Genomic DNA, 18,748 nt, shown 5'->3' with positions numbered 1-18,748 from the left:
TCAACTTTTAGCCAAATGAAATTGAAAAACAGATTTTTACCAGCCATGCTTTTATTCGGCGTGGTAGCATTAAGCTCTTGCGAGAAGAGTGAGCAGGAAAGTGTAACGCCGGAACTTCAGCAAAGCACTATTTCTCAGGTTTTAGCCGAGTCCTCAAAGGTTACATCCTACAATTTTGCGGGCCAGGTAGTTACGCAAATCAACCACTACGATAAAGAGAGCGGTGAACTGGAAAGTTTCGAGAAGTTTGAGCGCGATGCTAAAGGCAAACTAACTAAAGTAACTACCCACGCAGGTACTAACCAATCGTTGTTATCAGAGCAGGTATATACGTATGCCACAGACGGCACTCTGGAAAAAACTACTTCTACGTATTACAACAACAGCAAAGTAGAATACAGCACCTACGCTACCTACAGCTACAAAGAAGACAAGACATTGGAGAAAAAGTCGGTGTTTGAAGGAACAGGCGACAAAGCTAAAGCCAAATCGTATACTACTTACGAGGCTCTACCAAACGGCAACTATACAGAAGAGAAGCAGCACGTTATTGACGACAAAGGCAAAGCAAAGCTTTTCTCAACTACCACTTACTCTTACGACTCTAACCACAATCCATTTTACGAGTTTGCAGAGCCAGGCACTGCCAGCAGCCCTAACAACATAATTGCAGCTAATACCACTGTAAATGGCACAGGCAAAAGCTACAAGTATACTTACTCATACACGTACGACAAAGCAGGTTATCCTTTGACCCAGACGGTTGTAAAACCAAATGGCAAACGCGAAACTTATACTTACATGTACACAAAGTAAGTATCTTTTAAAGCAGCATTAGTTTAAACCGGCCCCAGAGAGATCTGTGGCCGGTTTTATTTTATACTTGCAGTATCGTAACAATGCTTATAACCCAATTTAAAATTCAGTATATTTGTTTATACTTAAACCCAGAATACTGATGGCAAAAACTAGACTTACTGTAAATAACAATGGCTCGCTACGTGTAGAGGGCGAGTTTGAGATTGTAGACAAAAACGGAAATATATACGGCCTGGGTGGCAGAGAGCTGGTGTCCATCTGTCGTTGCGGCCTTTCTAAGAACAAACCTTTTTGCGACGGATCGCATAAAGGACACTTTGAGCACGAAGCCGAGGCATTTGATCTGCCTCCTAAGAAATAACTAAAAAGTATGGCTGAGCGCCTGATAACAATCGCCACTTTTAATCATGTAACCGAAGCCCACATTCTGAAAGGGCGTTTGGAAGCAGAGGGTATACTTTGTTTTTTGGGTGACGAGAACATTGTAGGGGTACAGCCTTTTTATGCCACAGCCGTTGGCGGCGTAAAGCTCAAAGTACCTGAAACCGATGTAATGGAGGCCAAAGCCATACTTACCCGCATTCGAGAGGGCAATACCGTTTTCGACTACGATACGATAGAACTGGCACCGCCCATGCAGGAGCACGAGGTTGTAAACACCTGCCCTAACTGCGGCTCCGACAATGTGGAACAAGTAAAATTCAATAAAACTATTTTCTCGATCAGTTACCTGTTCCTGGGCTTTCCGCTGCCATTCTTAAATCGTAGAAAGTACACCTGTCACGAATGTGGCCATACCTGGAAATCAAACTAAAAGAGGGGCTTTGCATCCCCTCTTTTAGTTTACTACTGTTCCATCTATGTCCCTTCATTAAAAGGAATCGGGAAGCTCACCCACACATCATCACCGGGACGATCTATCGGCAGTTGACCCAATCTGTTGTATCGGCGTAAATCAATCCAGCGGTGCCCTTCAAAAAACAGAGAGTAGCGGCGCTGCCGGAGCATCTCATTGATCAGAGCATCTTTTGTAACCAGACCTGTATAGGGCTGTAGTCCATGGCCAGTGCGAATGATGTTAAGGGCACTTACAGCATCAAGCAAAGCGTCTGTCTGTATTTTTGCCTCCGCATAAATAAGGATCAACTCTTCGTTCCTGATTATAGGCACAGGATCTGTGTTGGAGCTGAATACTGTTATATCATACCGGCTGGTTAAGCCGCTCTGTGTCGCCGGCTCATCACGCAAGGCGACCTTCGACAGGCGGTCGTCCCCAGGCGTAGCATCAGTTACAAAGCTAGGGTGAGCAAGGCGCAGTTCTCCCTTAGCGTTACGCCCAATGAAAAGCGGATTCACAATATCCCCAGATGCATCACTGAAAGTATAGTATATTCCTTTGTTAAAATTCGTATTCAGCTCCAGGAAGGACCCTTGAAGTGCCTGCAGTGCAGCACCAAAATTTTCCCGGTACACGGCCACACGAGCAGCAAGGGCACGGTTAAACTCTAGAAACTCATCAGGCCCAAAGGGATCCTTAGGATCCGCGTTAACCAAATCCTGGTAGCCACTTGACAAAGAAAACGGAAATGTTTCTCCGGCACCTTGTAAATGCGTCTGCGCCTCATCTAATAATGCTGCGATAGCCGTTAAGGCTGCAGGCCTATCAACCACAGGCCCAAGGTTATCAGGGTCATCCACGTCCACGCGAATACCGTTCTCATTCATCAGCGTCAGGTTCATGAGCAACTGATGCGCCTTTATTGTTTTGGCAAAGCCTAAATAACCCTGCTTTTGCTCCTCAGTGATCTGATTCGTGTTGTTAGCAGAAGAGATGAGAATGTTGGCATTTTTTACTGCCCGGTATCTGGCGTTCCATGGGCGTGTGGTATAAAACGTATTATTGTCCAGCACAGCGTTTCCAGCACCAAGCAAATCAGAGGTAAAGCGCGGGTCAGCGCCAGAAAAGCGATAGTATTCGCGCCCTACTACGCCCACATCATCATAGTATGTACCGATGTCGATGCGCATGGCTGCCTCTGTTCCTGTAACCAGGTTGTTGAGGGAAGGTATGCCAGCATTCTCCAACACCGACTCGATGGTAGGGTTATTTGGATCAGGAATATCCTCTATTTCGCAGGACGGAAAGACAAGCGAAAGCGCAATGGCGCAGATGCCAAACTTATACTTTATGGAATTATTTTTCATGTCTGAGTCTGGTTAGGTTAGAAGCCAATCATAAAGTGGAAAAACATTCTTCTGGATGGCGGGAAAGGAGTAACATCCACACCTGTCGAGAGCCCATTAGCACCAAAATTAGATACTTCCGGATCGTAGCCACGGTAATCAGTTATTACAAATACGTTGTTTGCAGATACACCCACTTTCAGGTTTCGCACTAGGGAGCCAAAGACATTTCGCAGTGTCGGCGCTGGCAGATCGTAGTATAAACCTATCTCGCGCAACCTCAGGTAAGAGGCATCTTGTACGAATGGCTCTGCTGATGCTCCAAGTGCGTTTATACGTTCCTGAGCATTAGTAACACCATCTCCGTTGTCGTCATCATCAAAATCCGGTGAAGTGCCTCCAAGGTCAGTTAAAAGCTCAGTTAGGTTTATATTATCGCCACCCTTTTTCCAGTGCAGTAAGAACGAGAAGGTAAGGTTTTGCTTTATAGTAAGAAAGTTGTGGAAGTTCATCTGGAAGTCGGGCTGGGCATCTCCGAGTTTCACCACACCCTGATCGCCTCTGATACCTTTTATTTGTGTAGCAGACTCGCCCTCCTCTATAAAGAAGGTACCAAGTGTTGTACCAAAAGCCCCAAGCGGGAAAGCCGGAACATTAAGCTCTGTAATCTCTGAACGGTTAAGCCAGTAGCTGATCCGTGAATTCCATTTAATTGAAGGAGTTTCGAAAGGAATAGTGTTTAAAGCAAGCTCAACTCCTTTGTTCTGCAGCTCACCGCCGTTTACTACACGCGTTGTAAATCCGGATGATCCGGGAACATTCTGAAAAAGAATCAGGTCTTTCACCGTTTTGTTGTAAACCGTTCCCTCGAAAATTATCTTGTCATCCAGAATAGACACATCCAGGCCAGCCTCCAGTTCTTTCTGGCGCTCCTGCTTTATCTCATCGTTACCTCTTTGAGCAGCTGGTATCAGCCCTGGTAAGCCGCCTGTGTTAAACGGCACAAACGAAGTATACTTTGCACCGAACGGCGGAAACCCACCAGACTGACCATAAGCCACACGCAGTTTGAATAGGTTTATCGTTTCTATTTGCCAAAAGTCAAAGTTGGCCAGGTTAACTGCCAATGATGCCTTTGGAAAAGCCTGGAACTCGTTTACATCAGCATTATCAGATGACTTATCTAAGCGCAGACCTGCCGTTGCAATAATGCGGTCTCTGTAGTTTACCTCCTCCTGAAAGAAAAGACCTTTGTTACGGGTAATCAACCTGTTCTGAGAAACGCTTACAGCGCCAGACTGATCCAGGTTGGTTTGGTCACCTATCAAACGGGTAGCCACATTCAGTATCTGGTTCTGGTTGAAGTTTTCCCGTGTTGCGCCGAGTGTTGATGTAAACGTGAGGTTGTCGTCCGCAAGCGAAAGGTTGTTTACTATAAACGCTGCGTAGTTCGTATTCAGGTTATAGGCATTACCCTGAATGGATGCTCCCTGTGTAGCCGATGGTCCCTTTATCTGGAACTGCAGTATACTTGGGAAAATAGCAGTTGTTCGAAGGTTGTAGAAATCAAGCCCTCCACGAATTACAAGTTTTGTATTGCTAGTTTCACCTCTTTGTAGTTGGGTATTTAGTGTAAGTCCTCCTAAAAACCTGTCTGTAGACTCTCTGTTTGTAATCAGATCACGTGTCTGCAAAAAGTTAGATCCTGCAAAAGGGTTTTCAGGATATACCCCATCATCATTTGGTCGCAGGTCTATAAAGCTGGGCGTAGAGGATAGTGCCACACCGAAAGATACACCGGCGTTATCGTTGTTCGTTAGTCCACGGTCACTTTCAGAGTTTATATAGTTGGAGGTAAGACTAAAGTCAAACCGATCCGATAGTATGTGATCAAGATTGAACCGGATAGATTTCTTCTTATAACCAGTTCTTTCAATAATTCCTTCTTCATCCTGAACAAGCCCACCAACAAAAAAGCGGGTTTTCTCGGTGCCACCACTCACGTTTAGCCTTGAGTTCAGCAGCAAACCTGTATTGCCGTATAGCTCTTCTTCATAATCAATAAACCGGTTCTGTTGTTGCGCCTCCAGAAATAGGGGCACCGCTGCAGCTCCAAAAGATTTTCTTACTCTTTCTTCTGTGTAGGTGCGCATGCCCAGTGTGTTGGAAATACGTGTAATACCTATATCCTGAGAGAAGTCTACGAGTGTTTTGCCTATTGCACCGCGTTTTGTTGTTATTATTACCACACCGGCAGAGGCAAGAGAACCATAAATAGCGGCAGCGGAGGCACCTTTCAGTACTTCTATACTTTCTATATCAGCAGGGTTGATATCGGCAATACGGTTAGAGGCGTTATCCTGGTTAGACGAACTTCCTCCACCTGCTGCATTTGTAACAGAGTTCAGACCAGCTGAAATGGATGAGTTGTCGATTATTATCCCGTCTATTACAAACAAAGGTTGCGCATTGCCAAAGATAGAGGTAATACCCCGTAGCTTCATGGCCATACCTCCACCAGGTGCTCCTGAGTTAGCTACAATATTAGCACCTACCAGCTTACCGCTTATAGCGCCATCAACCGTTTGAGGTGTAGTGATACCGGTAATTTCGCGGGTGTTAAGCGATGACACTGCATTTGCCGCATTAGTGCGTTTTACAGTTGTAGCCAATCCGGTAATCACTACCTCACTGAGGTTGGTTAGTCTCTCCTTTAGCTCAACGTTCAGTACATTAACTGCAGGCGTAACATCTATGGTTTGTGATACAAAGCCTAGATAGGAAAAAGTGAGTTTGCCTGTAGCAGAGGGTAATTGGATGCTGTAGCTGCCCTCAGCATCTGTGGTTGTACCCTGGGTAGTGCCTACTACTACAACACTAACACCAGGTAAGGGAGTACCTTTTCCTGCATCTGTAACGATTCCTCGCACAGTGGTCTGAGCATAAAGCACCATTGGGACCATCATGAGCAGCAGTAATAGCAGCTTGATCGGGTAATTTTTTTTCATAAGTAAATGTTTATGTGAGCTATAGAACTTAGTTAATAACAAATGACTTATACGTCTATATTCTATAAATGTGATTATTTTAGGTTGTTATTGCATTTGTTTTTTTTACACACAACCTAAATATTACAATTCACTACTATACATAAACATCTCTATACAAGTATAGAAGGACTAATTCATCCTACCCTTACCGTTTATTTACAATTCCGGCAGGCACAAAAAAAGCTTCTCCTTTAACAGAAGAAGCCTTAAGCTAGCTTATTAACTATACTTTTTATGAAGCCAGCCTGTTCACCAGTGCCACATACTCTGCACGTGCTTCCTCGCTGCTTTTGCCTTCCTGTTTTTTCCAGGCATCCCATTTGGCGATGTTTTTAAAATCAAAACCACCAGGGCGCTCTGTGTTCACATCTCCTTCAGTCGCCTGTTTAAATAGTGCGTACAACTGCAACAGCACATCATTGGATGGCCGCTCAGTTAAGGATTTCGATCTTTCTACTGCACTTTCAAATTCTGCTTGCGTAGTCATAGTTTAGGTTTGCGTTTAAGTGAGACTCAAGATAATAAAAAGTATGCTGCATGCATAACTTTTTGGTTTGCTTTTATTTTCTGCATGGCTTTAATTGACCTACTGCTTATACTTTAGTAAAGCTTATACAAACAAAACAACATATAAACCGATATGAGAAAAACATTGAATATCAGGCTAACAGCAATGATACTTGCTGCTGCTCCAGTCTGGCTTTTAAGCAGTTGCTCTCCTAGCAACACCTCTGGCACCAGTGCTTCCTCTACTGAGCAGGTAACAACAACTCCCACCAGCGAGACAGCTAATGTAACTGCACCAAAGCCTCCCATCGCTAAAAAGGAACCGAAGCAGCTAACCATGCACGGCAATACGCGCACAGACAACTACTATTGGCTTAACCAGCGCGAAGACCCGGAGGTGATTGCTTACCTGAACGCAGAAAATGACTACACTAAAAAAGTAATGGCCGACACAGAAGACCTGCAGCAGAAGCTTTACCAGGAGATAGTAGGGCGCATTAAGCAGCAGGACGAGTCAGTTCCGTTCAAAGATGACGGGTATTGGTATTACACCCGATATGAGACTGGCAAAGAATACCCGATCTATGCCCGTAAGAAAGGTAGCTTAACCGCGCCGGAAGAGGTAATGGTAAATGCAAATGAACGTGCTGAAGGCTTAAACTACTATGCGGCGTCAGGTATGAACGTTAGCCCGAACAACAAGCTTCTGGCTTTTGGCGAAGACACTGTTAGCCGCCGCAAGTACACCATCCGGTTCAAAGATTTAAGTACTGGCCAGATGCTAAAAGACCGAATTCCTAACACAACAGGTGGGGCAGTATGGGCTAATGATAACAAGACAGTGTATTATACTGTAAAGGACCCGGCACTTCGTTCTTATAAAATTTTCAAGCATACGTTAGGCACACCCGCCTCACAGGACAAGGAAGTATATCATGAAGCTGACGAAACGTTTAGCACATTTGTATACAAAACCAAATCTGATAAATACATCATCATCGGCTCCGGTTCAACCCTCTCTAACGAATATCGCTTCCTGGATGCCAACAACCCCAACGGCACATTCAAGGTCATTCAACCTCGGGAGCGTGGGTTAGAGTACAGCGTAGATCATTTTGGTGACAAGTTCTACATCGTTACCAATAAAGACGCCGCCACCAACTTTAAACTGGTGCAGACTCCTGTAAGCAAGCCGGGTAAAGCCAACTGGAAAGATGTAATACCGCACCGTGAGGATGTACTGCTGGAGGGTATTGAGATATTTAAGGATTACCTGACACTACAGGAACGTAAAAACGGACTTACCCAGATCAGGATAAAGAAGTGGAACGATCCGAAAACTGACTATTATATCAACTTCGGTGAAGAGGCTTATACTGCCTACATCAGCATTAATCCGGATTTCGATAGCAAAACACTCCGCTACCAGTATAGCTCTCTTACCACACCTAACTCCGTGTACGACTATAACATGGAGACAAAACAGCAGGAGCTCAAAAAGAGAGAAGAGGTTGTAGGTAACTTTAACCCGGAGAGCTATGAAGCAAAACGAATTTACGCCACTGCCGACGATGGCACCAAAATACCAATCTCTCTGGTGTACAGAAAAGGGATAAAGCTGGATGGGAGCAATCCAACCCTCCAGTATGCCTATGGCTCTTATGGCTCCAGTACAAATCCAGGCTTTAGCTCTGTGCGCCTCAGCCTGCTAGACCGGGGTTTTGTTTATGCCATCGCACACATTCGGGGCGGACAGGAGATGGGTAGAAAATGGTACGAAGAAGGTAAGATGATGAAGAAGAAGAACACCTTCACCGACTTTATTGATGCGTCCGAATACCTGATCGAGCAAGGCTATACGAAACCAGACAAGCTGTTTGCCATGGGTGGCAGCGCAGGAGGGTTACTGATGGGTGCCGTCGTAAATATGAGGCCAGAGCTTTATAAAGGTGTGATAGCAGCTGTACCCTTCGTGGATGTTGTTACCACCATGCTTGACACCAGCATACCTTTAACCACCGGTGAGTTTGACGAGTGGGGCAATCCTGCAGAAAAAGATGCTTATGATTACATGCTGTCTTACTCCCCATACGATAACGTAAAAGCACAAAATTACCCGAACATGCTGGTTACAACCGGGCTCCACGATTCTCAGGTACAATACTGGGAGCCGGCCAAATGGGTAGCCAAGCTCCGGGACATAAAGACAGATGACAACCTATTACTACTCCATACCAATATGGAAGCCGGGCATGGTGGTGCATCAGGACGTTTTCAACGCTATAAAGAAACAGCCTTGCAATACGCATTCCTACTCAGTCTGTTAGATCAGAATCAGTAAAGACCAACGATTAATGGGGATTTAACTGATTAATTTGATCTCTTTTTCTGTATTAGAATACAGAGTGACCAATTATAAACTAAAAAAAGACCCGCTGCTCTTGTGTAACAGCGGGTCTTCTTATTTCTAGAATAATCAATCCAATCAGTTAAATCCCCATTAATCTGTAGTTAAAACAATCTTGCCAAACTGCTTACCGGCCTCCATATAACGCATGGCTTCTTCGGTTTTCTCCAGCGGATATACTATGTCTACTACCGGGCGAATTTCTTTTTCAGCTACTAGCTTGATCATTTGAGCAAAATCCTGGGCGGTGCCCATTGTACTGCCATGTATAGATAACTGCTTCCAGAAAATCTCAGCTGGATTTAACTGTCCGATCATCCCTGTGGTGCCACCATACATACCGATACGCCCGCCAGGTCTGGCTAACTTAACTAGTTGCACAAAGCCTTCACCGGCAGCACCATCTATAATCACATCAAAGCCACCGGTTTTCTCCTTCAGCACTTTGCCCCAGTCTTCTGCTTTATAGTTAATACCATCTTTAGCTCCCAGATCCATCGCCAGGCCGATTTTCTCATCGCTGCCAGAGGTTACCCATACTTCTGCACCAATGGCTACGGCAAACTGTATGGCAAAAAGGGCCACTCCACCCCCGGCACCAGTCACCAGCACTCTGTCTCCTTCTTGTATATTACACTTGGTAAACATGGCCCGGTAAGCTGTTACACCGCCAAGGGGCAAAGCTGCAGCTTCTTCAAAAGTAAGGTGACCGGGCTTTTCGTGCAGGTTGGCTGCATGCACTTTTACGTATTCAGCAAAGGCGCCGTCTTCGGGCATGCCCAGTACTTTAAAATCTCTGCCCTGAGCCCTTGGGTTATCTCCCCAATCAGACGAGGGATCTACAATCACTTCTTTGCCAAGCCAGATCTTATCAACACCATCTCCTACTTCAGCTACAACACCAGCGCAGTCAGAGCCAAGTATGGTAGGGTAGTCTTTGGTAAAATAGCGGCCATACTGTATCCAGACATCACGGTGGTTCAGGGCGGCGGCCTTTACATGCACTACTGCCTCGCCTGGCCCAGCCTTTGGCTTCTCTTTTTCAATTAGGGTAAAAGGCTTGTTAATGGCTTCAAGGTATATTGCTTTCATGGTTTCGTCATCAATTTATTTAGAGCTATACTTACAAAGTTAATATTTATGGCAGGAGTATAAAGCATAACCGGCATTGGCAATTAACTGCACAGCGTATATCTTGCATAAAATCTTTAGCACCTATTCATGCAGCCGAACACCAGAATAAAAGAAGCCACACAGGCTGATGTTCCGATCATAAAAAACCTTGCCGAGGCCACCTGGACCCATACTTACGGCAGTATACTCTCTCAGGAGCAAATTGATTACATGTATAGGGTAATTTATACTTCAGATGCACTTTTGCAGCAAATGCAGGAGGGGCAGACATTCCTTATACTGTTTGAAGGCGACCAGCCGGTTGGATTTGCCTCTTACTCTGAGAAGTCTGCGGCAGACCAAGTTTACAAGCTGAATAAGATTTACTTGCTGCCGGAGTGCCAGGGAAAAGGTTACGGCAAGCTATTGCTAACTGCTGTTGAAGAAGAAGTAATACAGCTTGGAGGCACTGTACTTGACCTGAATGTGAACCGCTATAACAAAGCAAAAGAATTTTACGAACGTTGTGGTTACAACATACACCAACAGGAAGATATTGCCATTGGCCCCTATTGGATGAACGATTATGTGATGCGGAAAATGCTTTAGCTAAAAGTATAAAGTAAAGTATAAAAAAAGGGCAGCCAACGGCTGCCCTCTCAATTAACCTTAACTTTAAACTTGGAATACTAGTTATGCGCTATCGGATCTGGAGTGCTGTCTTTATCGCCGGAAACATAACCTGATGTAGTTACATTGCCTAAAAGTAAAAGACCTGCCACGTGCGGTGATGCCATAGATGTACCACTAATAGTATTATATGCACCGCCTTTCCAGGTAGACTTGATGCTTACACCCGGTGCTGCATAATCAACAGGTGGGTTGCCATAGTTAGAGAATGATGCTAATCTATCATTAATATCCATAGCAGATACAGTATAGATATTTGCACCATTAGCCCTTGCCGGAGATGAGTTATTTGCATCTGCGCCATCATTACCTGCAGCCAGGGCAAACTTAACGCCTGTATTCGCTGCCGCCTTTACTGCGTCGTCAAGCGCTTGTGATACAGGCCCTCCTAAGCTCATATTAGCAACATCACCGGATTTGCCGTTAGCAGCCACATAATCTACACCTGCAATTACGCCAGAGTACGAGCCACTGCCGCGTGCATCCAATACTTTAACAGCTACCACAGTAGCACCGTGGGCCACACCTATCACACCAACAGAGTTATCCAGTGCAGCAATAGTACCAGCTACGTGCGTACCGTGCCCGTTATTATCATCAGGTGTATTGTCTCTGCCACTTGTAAATGCCGTGAAGCTTCTACCAGCATCCACATTCAGGTCTGGGTGGTCCAGGTCTATGCCAGAGTCGATAACCCAGGCAGTTTTACCAGCACCACTTGTTGCACCACCCACACGTGTAATACCCCATGGGGTTTCCTGGCCAGTTGATCCGCCACCGCCAGAGCCTGGCTTGGCAAGCATCACAATTCTGTCATTCTCTATATAGGCAACTCTTGGATCGTTTCTTAGTTTGGCTACTTCACCTTCAGATAATCTTGCGGCTACACCTGTAATCGCTTTACCGAAAGCTTGCTCGATCTGTACATTCTGAACTCCGTTAGCTTCCAGAATACTGCGACCTGCTGAACGAACGGCATTAATACGCTGCTCGTAAGTAGCACTTTGGTCTGCACGCAGGTTCTCATCCTGGTTAAATACAACTATGTACTGACCAGGTATAATAGCTCCGTTCTCAGAGACTGCATCTAATTTTTCTTGTGGGCTTAGAGCTTCTGCTGCATCCTGATCGCAGGAAGTAAAGGTACAAGCTGCAGTTGTTAAAGCGGCTCCAAACAGTACAGAGCGTACTATTCCACGGAAATGTAAGGTATTTCTCATACTTGTTTAAGGTGATAGTGGTTAAAAATGAACAATAAAAATTAGTGACGTCACATCTAATATATTGACTACAATTAATATATGCAAATTATATACTTATAATTCTTAAATGTTATGCAAAATACACCTGTTATTATAACATATGATTTATCACACAAGCACACTATTCAGTGTTATAACTCTGCATAGCTTCTAAACAAGGATAGAAAAAGATACAGCTATTGTTACACAAGTAGATAGCTATACGGGAATAGTAACTATTTTAGATAAACAATATATAAACTTATTGGATTAATACAAATTAAATCTCCTGTTGATAATCCCAGTTAAACATCACCTATAGCTTATATGTAATGAATTTTGTAGATTAGTAGAACAGCTAACGAGATAAACCATGAGAAAAAAACCTCTCACACTACAATTTGCAAGAGCCGCTATAGCAGCCAGTTGTATTCTATTTGCAGCCGCATGCAACCAAACCAGCCAGGATGAAACTGATGCAGCTGCAGAAACAGGCACAACAGAACCTACATTAGAACCGCTTACATCCGAAACGGTAGTAGATGTGTTAACTGAGTATGAACGCCAGCATCCGGACAGCATAGCTGTGATCAGCACACGCCACGGAGACATAAAGGTGAGGCTATATAAAGACACCCCCTTGCATCGCGCTAACTTTGTCAGGCTAGCAAAAAGCGGCTTTTACGATCAGGGAGAGTTTTACCGTGTGGTGAAAGGCTTTGCCATACAGGGTGGAGACTCCGATAACCGCGAGATGAAAAACGGTGCTTATAAAATTCCGCAGGAAACAGACCCGAAATATATTCATAAACGGGGAGCACTGGCCATGGCCCGCTATGGCGATGAGCGTAATCCGGAAAAAGAATCATCATCGCATAACTTTTACATTGTTTTAGGTGAGCCTTTAACTGAAGCTGAACTAAGAGCATACGAGGCACAACATAACATAAAGTATACGCCTGCCCAGATAGAGACATATAAAACCATTGGCGGAGAGCCTGGCCTGGATACGGAGTATACCGTATTTGGCGAGGTAATAGAGGGAATGGATGTGGCAGAAAAAATCTCCCAGGAGCCAGTTGGCTCAGGTAAATGGCCTACAGAAATTGTTCCGCATAAGATTAAGATGGCGAAGCAATAAGAAAACACGAGACACACTTAATCTGACTTGATATTTAAAATCCCCGGCACTATCCTATACTTTGGAACCGCGTCGGGGATTTTGTTTGGCCTTTTGTGTGCATGAACAAAGTGCAGCTTATTTATATATGAAATCGAACAGTGATTTAAAATTGATAGAAGCATACTTCATGCTTTACTCTGATACTATCCATCTATAAACCCGCACCAGCTGGTTTTGAGATAGCCCTAGCCGATACAAGCCATAAATAAGAAAATAGCCTGCCTGCAATTTGTAGATGCCTATCTGTTTATACTTCCTGGCCGATGTTACGACACTTTGCTCCAGCACTTTAAAGGAAGCAGCTTTTCTTAGCCTGCCAATAATCTCCTGGTCTTCGAGTAATATTAAATCTTCATTAAACCCGCCAGCCAGATCAAACACCTCCCACTTTACAAAAAGGCTCTGGTCTCCGAACCGGATGGCATCTACATTAAACCTGGTAAACCAGGCATTCAGTTGCAGGAACCAATGCCACCTATCAAACCGTAACCTGAAGCAACCACTCTCCCACCCTTGCTCCACAGCTTGTTTTATACTTTGCTCGAAGTGTTCTGGCGGGAAAGTATCTGCATGGAGAAAGTATAACACATTGCCCGTTGCAGCCACAGCGCCCTGGTTCATCTGATACCCCCGCCCACTGCGCTGGCAAAGTATAACCCTGGCTCCTGCCGCAGCTGCTATACTTCTGGTAGCATCGGTGCTGCCCCCATCAGTTACAATAATTTCTGTATCAGGAGAGGTATGTAGTTTTAAGTACACCAGAAGCCTTCCTATAGAAGCTTCTTCCTGTAGTGTGGGTATAACGACGCTCAGTTTCAAAACAGGTTGTGTTAACGGCAATGCAGTAAAGTATAAACGTTGGTTTGCATACGTCTTACTCCTAAAAAGTTTTATCTTTCGAAAGTATAACATTTAATCACTTGAGCCTTTTTTCTGCCATTATATACTTTACGCTACCTCCGCTTTGCACACGCTACGCAGGAAGTTCTTTTGCCCTGGCCGAGCTTGCACCTTTACAGGCTTTGCTTGCCATAGCTATTGTGTACGGGCTAATCGAGCTTGCACAGTATGGAATGAAGCAGATGCGGATGCGGCCATTTATACTTGAGATTCGCCGCCAGATGCCTGCCTATTACATGTCTTTGCCAGTGCCGCAGCAAAAGGAGTTCGAGAAAAGGGTAGCCCAGTTTATACTTCAGAAAACCTTTGTACCGCGCGGTGATCGCTTTGAGGTTACGCTGCCCATGAAAGTACGCGTAGCGGCAAGCGCCGTGCAGCTAACTTTTGGCCTTGGGCAAGTATACTTCTCCCATTTCAAAACTATCCTTATTTACCCCGACAGGTATTACTCTACCATTTTTAAGCGCTACCATTGCGGCGAGGTAAATACACGCGGCTATATTGTGCTATCGTGGCGGGACTTTGAAAGCGGGTATGACAATTATACTGACGGCTTTAATCTGGGACTGCACGAAATGGCCCATGCCCTGCACCTCGAGAACAGGATACGCAACAACGAGTATGATTTTCTGGACAGGGAACACCTGCAGGCATGGCACGATTTGGCCAGCAGTGAAATGTTAAAACAACAATCCGAACAAAACGGATTTCTAAGGCGACAAGCCCATGACGACGAGCATGAGTTTTTTGCGGTTTGCGTAGAATCGTTTTTTGAGCGGCCTCACGATTTCAGGTTATCCAACCCCAAAGTATACGATTCATTAAGCCAACTATTGCAGCAGGACCCGGCACGGGGTATTTATCAGTTGTAGTTTCAGACTTTTCTGTTCAACGTCTCAAACCACCCCTGCCCCTCCTTGTCTAAAGCGGGGAATTCAGTTCATTCTGATCTAAAACAATATGCCCCGGCTAAAGTATAGCCGGGGCATATTCTAAAGTATAAAAGTACGTGGTATTACTGCACAGGGCGGTTCTTCACATAGATATCAAGCCACTGGTTCATTTCCCAAAGCATGTGCATAATAGACTCTTTTGCACCGTAGCCGTGCGACTCAGCTGGCAGGAACACAAGGCGCGTGGTAGCGCCATGCCCTTTCAGGGCATTGTAGAAACGCTCACTCTGAATCGGGAAAGTACCGGAGTTATTATCAGCCTCACCATGGATCAAAAGGATCGGAGTTTTTACCTTGTGCGCGTAAGAGAACGGCGACATCTGGAAGTATACTTCCGGAGCCTCCCAGTAAGAACGCTCCTCCTGCTGGAAACCAAACGGTGTTAAGGTACGGTTGTAAGCACCGCTACGTGCGATACCGGCAGCGAACAGGTCTGAGTGCGCCAACAGGTTAGCCGTCATAAAGGCACCGTAAGAGTGGCCACCAACTGCAATGCGCTTCGGATCGGCCACACCCATGCTTACCACTTTATCGATGGCAGCCTTAGCGCTTGCCACCAGCTGCTCGTTATACGTATCGTTTGGCTGGGCATCGCCTTCACCTACAATCGGCATATCGGTTCTGTCGAGTACAGCATAGCCTTGCGTTACCCAGAACAACGGAGAGCCAGAGCTGATACGTGTAAACTCGTAAGGGGAGCTCTTTACCTGGCCAGCTGCATCGGCGTTCTTGAACTCACGCGGGTAAGCCCACATCAGCATCGGAAGCGGTTTGTCACCTTTCTTGTAATCTTTTGGTAAGTATAAAATGGCAGTCAATTTAACGCCATCGTTACGCTCATACTGCAGCATCTCTTTCTGAACACCCTGCAATTGAGGAGTAGGGTGCGGGAATTTAGTTACCTGCGTTAGCGATTTTTTATTCAGGTCGCGCACGAAGTAGTTAGGCGGGTCGTTCTCAGATTCTCTTCTGGTAATGATCTTTTTGCTGCTCAGGTCGATTATATCCACCGGACGCTCATAATATGGTGCCTCAGATCTCCAAAGTATCTTACCTTTCTTGCTCTTCAGGTTAAACTCGCTAACAAAAGGTCTGTTACCCTCCGGCGAACCGCCCTCAGAGATCATGTAGATGTTCTGGCCTTTTTTGTCGGTCATCAGCACACTGCGACCATACTGGTTCTTTGTGTAAACCGGTGACCCCGGATCGTTGTAGTTATCTTCGTAAGAACGCTCGATAAGCACTACAGCAGCCTTAGATAGGTTATTAGGCTCTATCAGGCTGGCACGCTCTGTTCTGGTTTTCCACCAGCGCTCGTTCACGATAGCTATGTTGTTCTGGCCCCACTGCACGCCTCTGTAACGGTATTTAGTAGAGGCAATCTTGGTAGGATTAGCAGCGAAGGGAGCATCCAACGTATAAACATTATCGCGAACGGCTACTTCTTTGTTAGCGTCACCGCCATCCTGTGCTTCAGCCCAGTATAGGCTGGCAGGTTTGTCAGGGCGCCAGTTGTAGCTGCGCGGGCCTTTCGCCACGGCATCAAAAGCGATCGGAATATCTTCTGCTAACGGAAGTTTGGCCAGTTCTTTTACAACCTTGCCATCACGGTTCCATACTTCTACATTGTACGGGAAGTAATAGTGAGGCACCAGGTAAGAGTATGGCCTTTGGATAGTAGAAACTAATAAGTACTGGCCATCCGGCGATATATCCACACTTTTGATGATGCCTGCCTTACCAACTGGTGTCTGCTGTCCGTCTAACGTTACAAACTTAAGCTGGGTAGCCATGTAGTAATCAAACAGAGTTTCGTCGTAGCGGTTTTTCAGAAGATCCTGGTAGGTGCGCGATGGTCTTGCTTTGCCGATGTTTTGCTGCACATTTGGCCCGGCCGGTACATGGCTATACTTTGGCGCCTCGCCGCGCTTCTCATCAATAAACTTAACCAAAAGGCTTTTACTGTCAGAAGACCACTCAAAAGGGCGTCCGCTATAGGCATCGTTCACAACGGCATTCGTTAGCTTCTTAGCCTGCTTAGTGTTAAGGTCGGCTGTCCAAAGCTCTATTCCGTTGTCAATAGTGTTTGTAAATGCGATGTGCTTCTCGTCCGGAGACCAGCTAACATAAGATAACTGGGCGTTTTTAGGTAAACCTTTGATCTCGAACTCCTGTCCGCCGTTTACCTGCTTCAGTTTTAAGCCATTGGAAAAACTGCTGCGGCTTTGCCCGTTGGTTGCAGGGTTAATGCGTAGTCCGGCAATGCGGCTCTCTGGTGCTGATACTTCTTCTATACTTGGGTAACCAGATCTCTCCAGCAAAAGCATCCAGTCGCCTTTTGAGCTGATGCTTACCCCAGGTGTAGAAGGTGCCTCGATAATGTCGGCCATGGCCTGTGGCGGTCTTTGGTAGCCAATGTTGGTATCCTGCCCACCCTGCGCTATGGCAACAGGAGCAGAACCACCCAACAACAGCAGGCACAGCAGAGAGGATGCAACCCTTCTGGCCGTTCTGGTTTTAGTAAAGTTCATACGATATAGTATAGGTTAGATAAGTTTAAGTTGAATTGTAGACTAAAGATAAGCACTAAGGTTTAAAATTCTGCCTATTTTTTTGACTTATACATGCTGACATACAAATGCTTGTATTTAAGCTTACACATATAGTATTTCTTGTATATTTTAGGTATTATTATTGCTTTACACCCGTATTGTAACTCCTGGACTTAAACTTATATAGGAGGTTAAAGCTACTAACCTTAAGCCACACAACGATGAAAACACTTTTACAACTTAAAACTGCACTGGCAGCTGTTGCTACTTGGCTATGCTTTGCACCAGCATCTGCTCAAAGTATAATACCTAAGCTCGAGATTAAAAAAAATCAAGTTTACATTGCTGACTCCACTAACACAATACGGGTTGATACGCTGATTATGCACGATAAAGCAACTATACAGTTTGACCCGGGTAAGTATGGCGTGCTAGAGGCGAGGGTGGCTATTATAGGCGATAAATGTATTGTATCATCCAAGGGCAAGGATGGTAAAAGAAGTGTAGGAACAGTAGGCAGAAGCACTGGGCCAGATCCTGGAGAAGACGGTGAAAATGGCGGCAACCTGAGTATTGCTTTACACCTTGAAAAGCTCGGCAAGCTTACTATTGATACCAGAGGTGGTGATGGCGGGCCTGGGATAAACGGCGTAAATGGCAAAACAGGAACACCAGACAGAAGAGAAACTCAAACCTACAAAGATGCAAGCGGAAAACTGCAAACTGTTACAGTAACCGTGCCCGGCGAGACAGGCACAGACGGTTCTGATGCTACCAGGGGCGGAAACGGCGGGCATGGTGGTAACCTGATGTTCATGTATAGCACCAATGGCTTAATTCCGGTATTTAACCACAGCCAACGCAATACTAACAGCATTGTTATACTAAGTACCGGAGGGCGAAATGGCAGCAACGGTGAGCCTGGCAAAGGCGGGTATAACGCCAGAAATGGTGATGTGCGTGATAGTGGCCTTAGAGATAGCCTTGATGGGCGGCTCGACTTGGTGAACCTGAATATGAAAGCAAACTAGAAGCTATCTCAAAAATAGGAATTAGCGCTTAAACTTGTTTGTTAGTTTCTCATGGAGCTAACAAATGAGCAGTGGGAAAAGATACAGGATCTGATTCCAGATCCTGTGAAACGGGCTG

At 45.3% G+C, this 18,748-nt stretch carries 15 protein-coding genes; 8 read left to right on the top strand and 7 right to left on the bottom strand.

All coding sequences use genetic code 11. The features are described from left to right. Window positions 1–21: 21 nt before the first annotated feature. The 3 genes from K0O23_RS17475 (at window position 22) to K0O23_RS17465 (ending at window position 1,633) form a co-directional block, all read left to right on the top strand. Window positions 22–816, top strand: coding sequence for a hypothetical protein (locus K0O23_RS17475; protein ID WP_219878744.1), 795 nt, complete (start codon window positions 22–24; stop codon window positions 814–816). 142 nt (window positions 817–958) lie between these two features. Continuing rightward, window positions 959–1,180, top strand: a complete 222-nt coding sequence (locus tag K0O23_RS17470) for a CDGSH iron-sulfur domain-containing protein (RefSeq protein WP_219878743.1) — start codon at window positions 959–961, stop codon at window positions 1,178–1,180. Window positions 1,181–1,189: 9 nt separating this feature from the next. Beyond that, window positions 1,190–1,633, top strand: a complete 444-nt coding sequence (locus K0O23_RS17465) for a putative signal transducing protein (RefSeq protein ID WP_219878742.1) — start codon at window positions 1,190–1,192, stop codon at window positions 1,631–1,633. Window positions 1,634–1,677: 44 nt separating this feature from the next. Here the strand turns inward: K0O23_RS17465 and K0O23_RS17460 are convergent, their stop codons facing one another. The 3 genes from K0O23_RS17460 to K0O23_RS17450 all read right to left on the bottom strand — a co-directional run bounded on the left by K0O23_RS17460 (window position 1,678) and on the right by K0O23_RS17450 (window position 6,540). After that, entirely contained in the window at window positions 1,678–3,024 is a 1,347-nt protein-coding gene (locus K0O23_RS17460; RefSeq protein ID WP_219878741.1) for a RagB/SusD family nutrient uptake outer membrane protein, read from the bottom strand. A 17-nt stretch (window positions 3,025–3,041) separates the two neighbouring features. After that, window positions 3,042–6,011 (bottom strand): SusC/RagA family TonB-linked outer membrane protein, encoded by a 2,970-nt coding sequence (locus K0O23_RS17455; RefSeq protein WP_219878740.1) that lies wholly within the window; start codon window positions 6,009–6,011, stop codon window positions 3,042–3,044. A 274-nt stretch (window positions 6,012–6,285) separates the two neighbouring features. Then, complete coding sequence (locus K0O23_RS17450; protein ID WP_219878739.1) at window positions 6,286–6,540, bottom strand: acyl-CoA-binding protein; 255 nt, start codon at window positions 6,538–6,540, stop codon at window positions 6,286–6,288. A gap of 153 nt (window positions 6,541–6,693) precedes the next feature. On the opposite strand from K0O23_RS17450, the gene K0O23_RS17445 reads away from it, so the two are divergent. Further along, a complete protein-coding gene (locus tag K0O23_RS17445; RefSeq protein WP_246597191.1) occupies window positions 6,694–8,901 on the top strand; it encodes a S9 family peptidase in 2,208 nt (735 codons plus the stop codon). A gap of 159 nt (window positions 8,902–9,060) precedes the next feature. Here the strand turns inward: K0O23_RS17445 and K0O23_RS17440 are convergent, their stop codons facing one another. Next, window positions 9,061–10,059, bottom strand: coding sequence for a quinone oxidoreductase family protein (locus tag K0O23_RS17440; RefSeq protein WP_219878738.1), 999 nt, complete (start codon window positions 10,057–10,059; stop codon window positions 9,061–9,063). A gap of 129 nt (window positions 10,060–10,188) precedes the next feature. Here K0O23_RS17440 and K0O23_RS17435 point away from each other — a divergent pair, with 129 nt between their 5' ends. Continuing rightward, entirely contained in the window at window positions 10,189–10,689 is a 501-nt protein-coding gene (locus K0O23_RS17435; protein ID WP_219878737.1) for a GNAT family N-acetyltransferase, read from the top strand. Between the two features lie 80 nt (window positions 10,690–10,769). Here the strand turns inward: K0O23_RS17435 and K0O23_RS17430 are convergent, their stop codons facing one another. Further along, the gene (locus K0O23_RS17430) at window positions 10,770–11,990 is read right to left on the bottom strand and encodes a S8 family peptidase (protein ID WP_219878736.1); all 1,221 of its coding nucleotides are present in this window, start codon (window positions 11,988–11,990) and stop codon (window positions 10,770–10,772) included. 394 nt (window positions 11,991–12,384) lie between these two features. Here K0O23_RS17430 and K0O23_RS17425 point away from each other — a divergent pair, with 394 nt between their 5' ends. Then, window positions 12,385–13,152, top strand: coding sequence for a peptidylprolyl isomerase (locus tag K0O23_RS17425; protein ID WP_219878735.1), 768 nt, complete (start codon window positions 12,385–12,387; stop codon window positions 13,150–13,152). A 174-nt stretch (window positions 13,153–13,326) separates the two neighbouring features. On the opposite strand, the gene K0O23_RS17420 is transcribed toward K0O23_RS17425, so the two are convergent. Further along, window positions 13,327–14,013 carry a TIGR04283 family arsenosugar biosynthesis glycosyltransferase gene (locus K0O23_RS17420; protein ID WP_246597190.1) on the bottom strand — a complete coding sequence of 229 codons (687 nt, stop codon included), beginning with the start codon at window positions 14,011–14,013 and terminating at the stop codon, window positions 13,327–13,329. 101 nt (window positions 14,014–14,114) lie between these two features. Here K0O23_RS17420 and K0O23_RS17415 point away from each other — a divergent pair, with 101 nt between their 5' ends. After that, the gene (locus tag K0O23_RS17415; RefSeq protein WP_219878733.1) at window positions 14,115–14,966 is read left to right on the top strand and encodes a zinc-dependent peptidase; all 852 of its coding nucleotides are present in this window, start codon (window positions 14,115–14,117) and stop codon (window positions 14,964–14,966) included. A gap of 143 nt (window positions 14,967–15,109) precedes the next feature. Here the strand turns inward: K0O23_RS17415 and K0O23_RS17410 are convergent, their stop codons facing one another. Continuing rightward, window positions 15,110–17,578: a S9 family peptidase gene (locus K0O23_RS17410; protein WP_219878732.1), complete on the bottom strand. Its 2,469-nt coding sequence runs from the start codon at window positions 17,576–17,578 to the stop codon at window positions 15,110–15,112. A 242-nt stretch (window positions 17,579–17,820) separates the two neighbouring features. Here K0O23_RS17410 and K0O23_RS17405 point away from each other — a divergent pair, with 242 nt between their 5' ends. Next, window positions 17,821–18,630 (top strand): hypothetical protein, encoded by an 810-nt coding sequence (locus K0O23_RS17405; RefSeq protein ID WP_219878731.1) that lies wholly within the window; start codon window positions 17,821–17,823, stop codon window positions 18,628–18,630. Window positions 18,631–18,748 lie beyond the last annotated feature (118 nt).

The organism is Pontibacter aydingkolensis, assembly GCF_019443125.1.
In the GTDB taxonomy this organism is placed as follows: Bacteria; Bacteroidota; Bacteroidia; order Cytophagales; family Hymenobacteraceae; genus Pontibacter; species Pontibacter aydingkolensis.
Note: the sequence above shows the minus strand (reverse complement) of the source record. Positions and strands in the feature narration are given on the sequence as shown.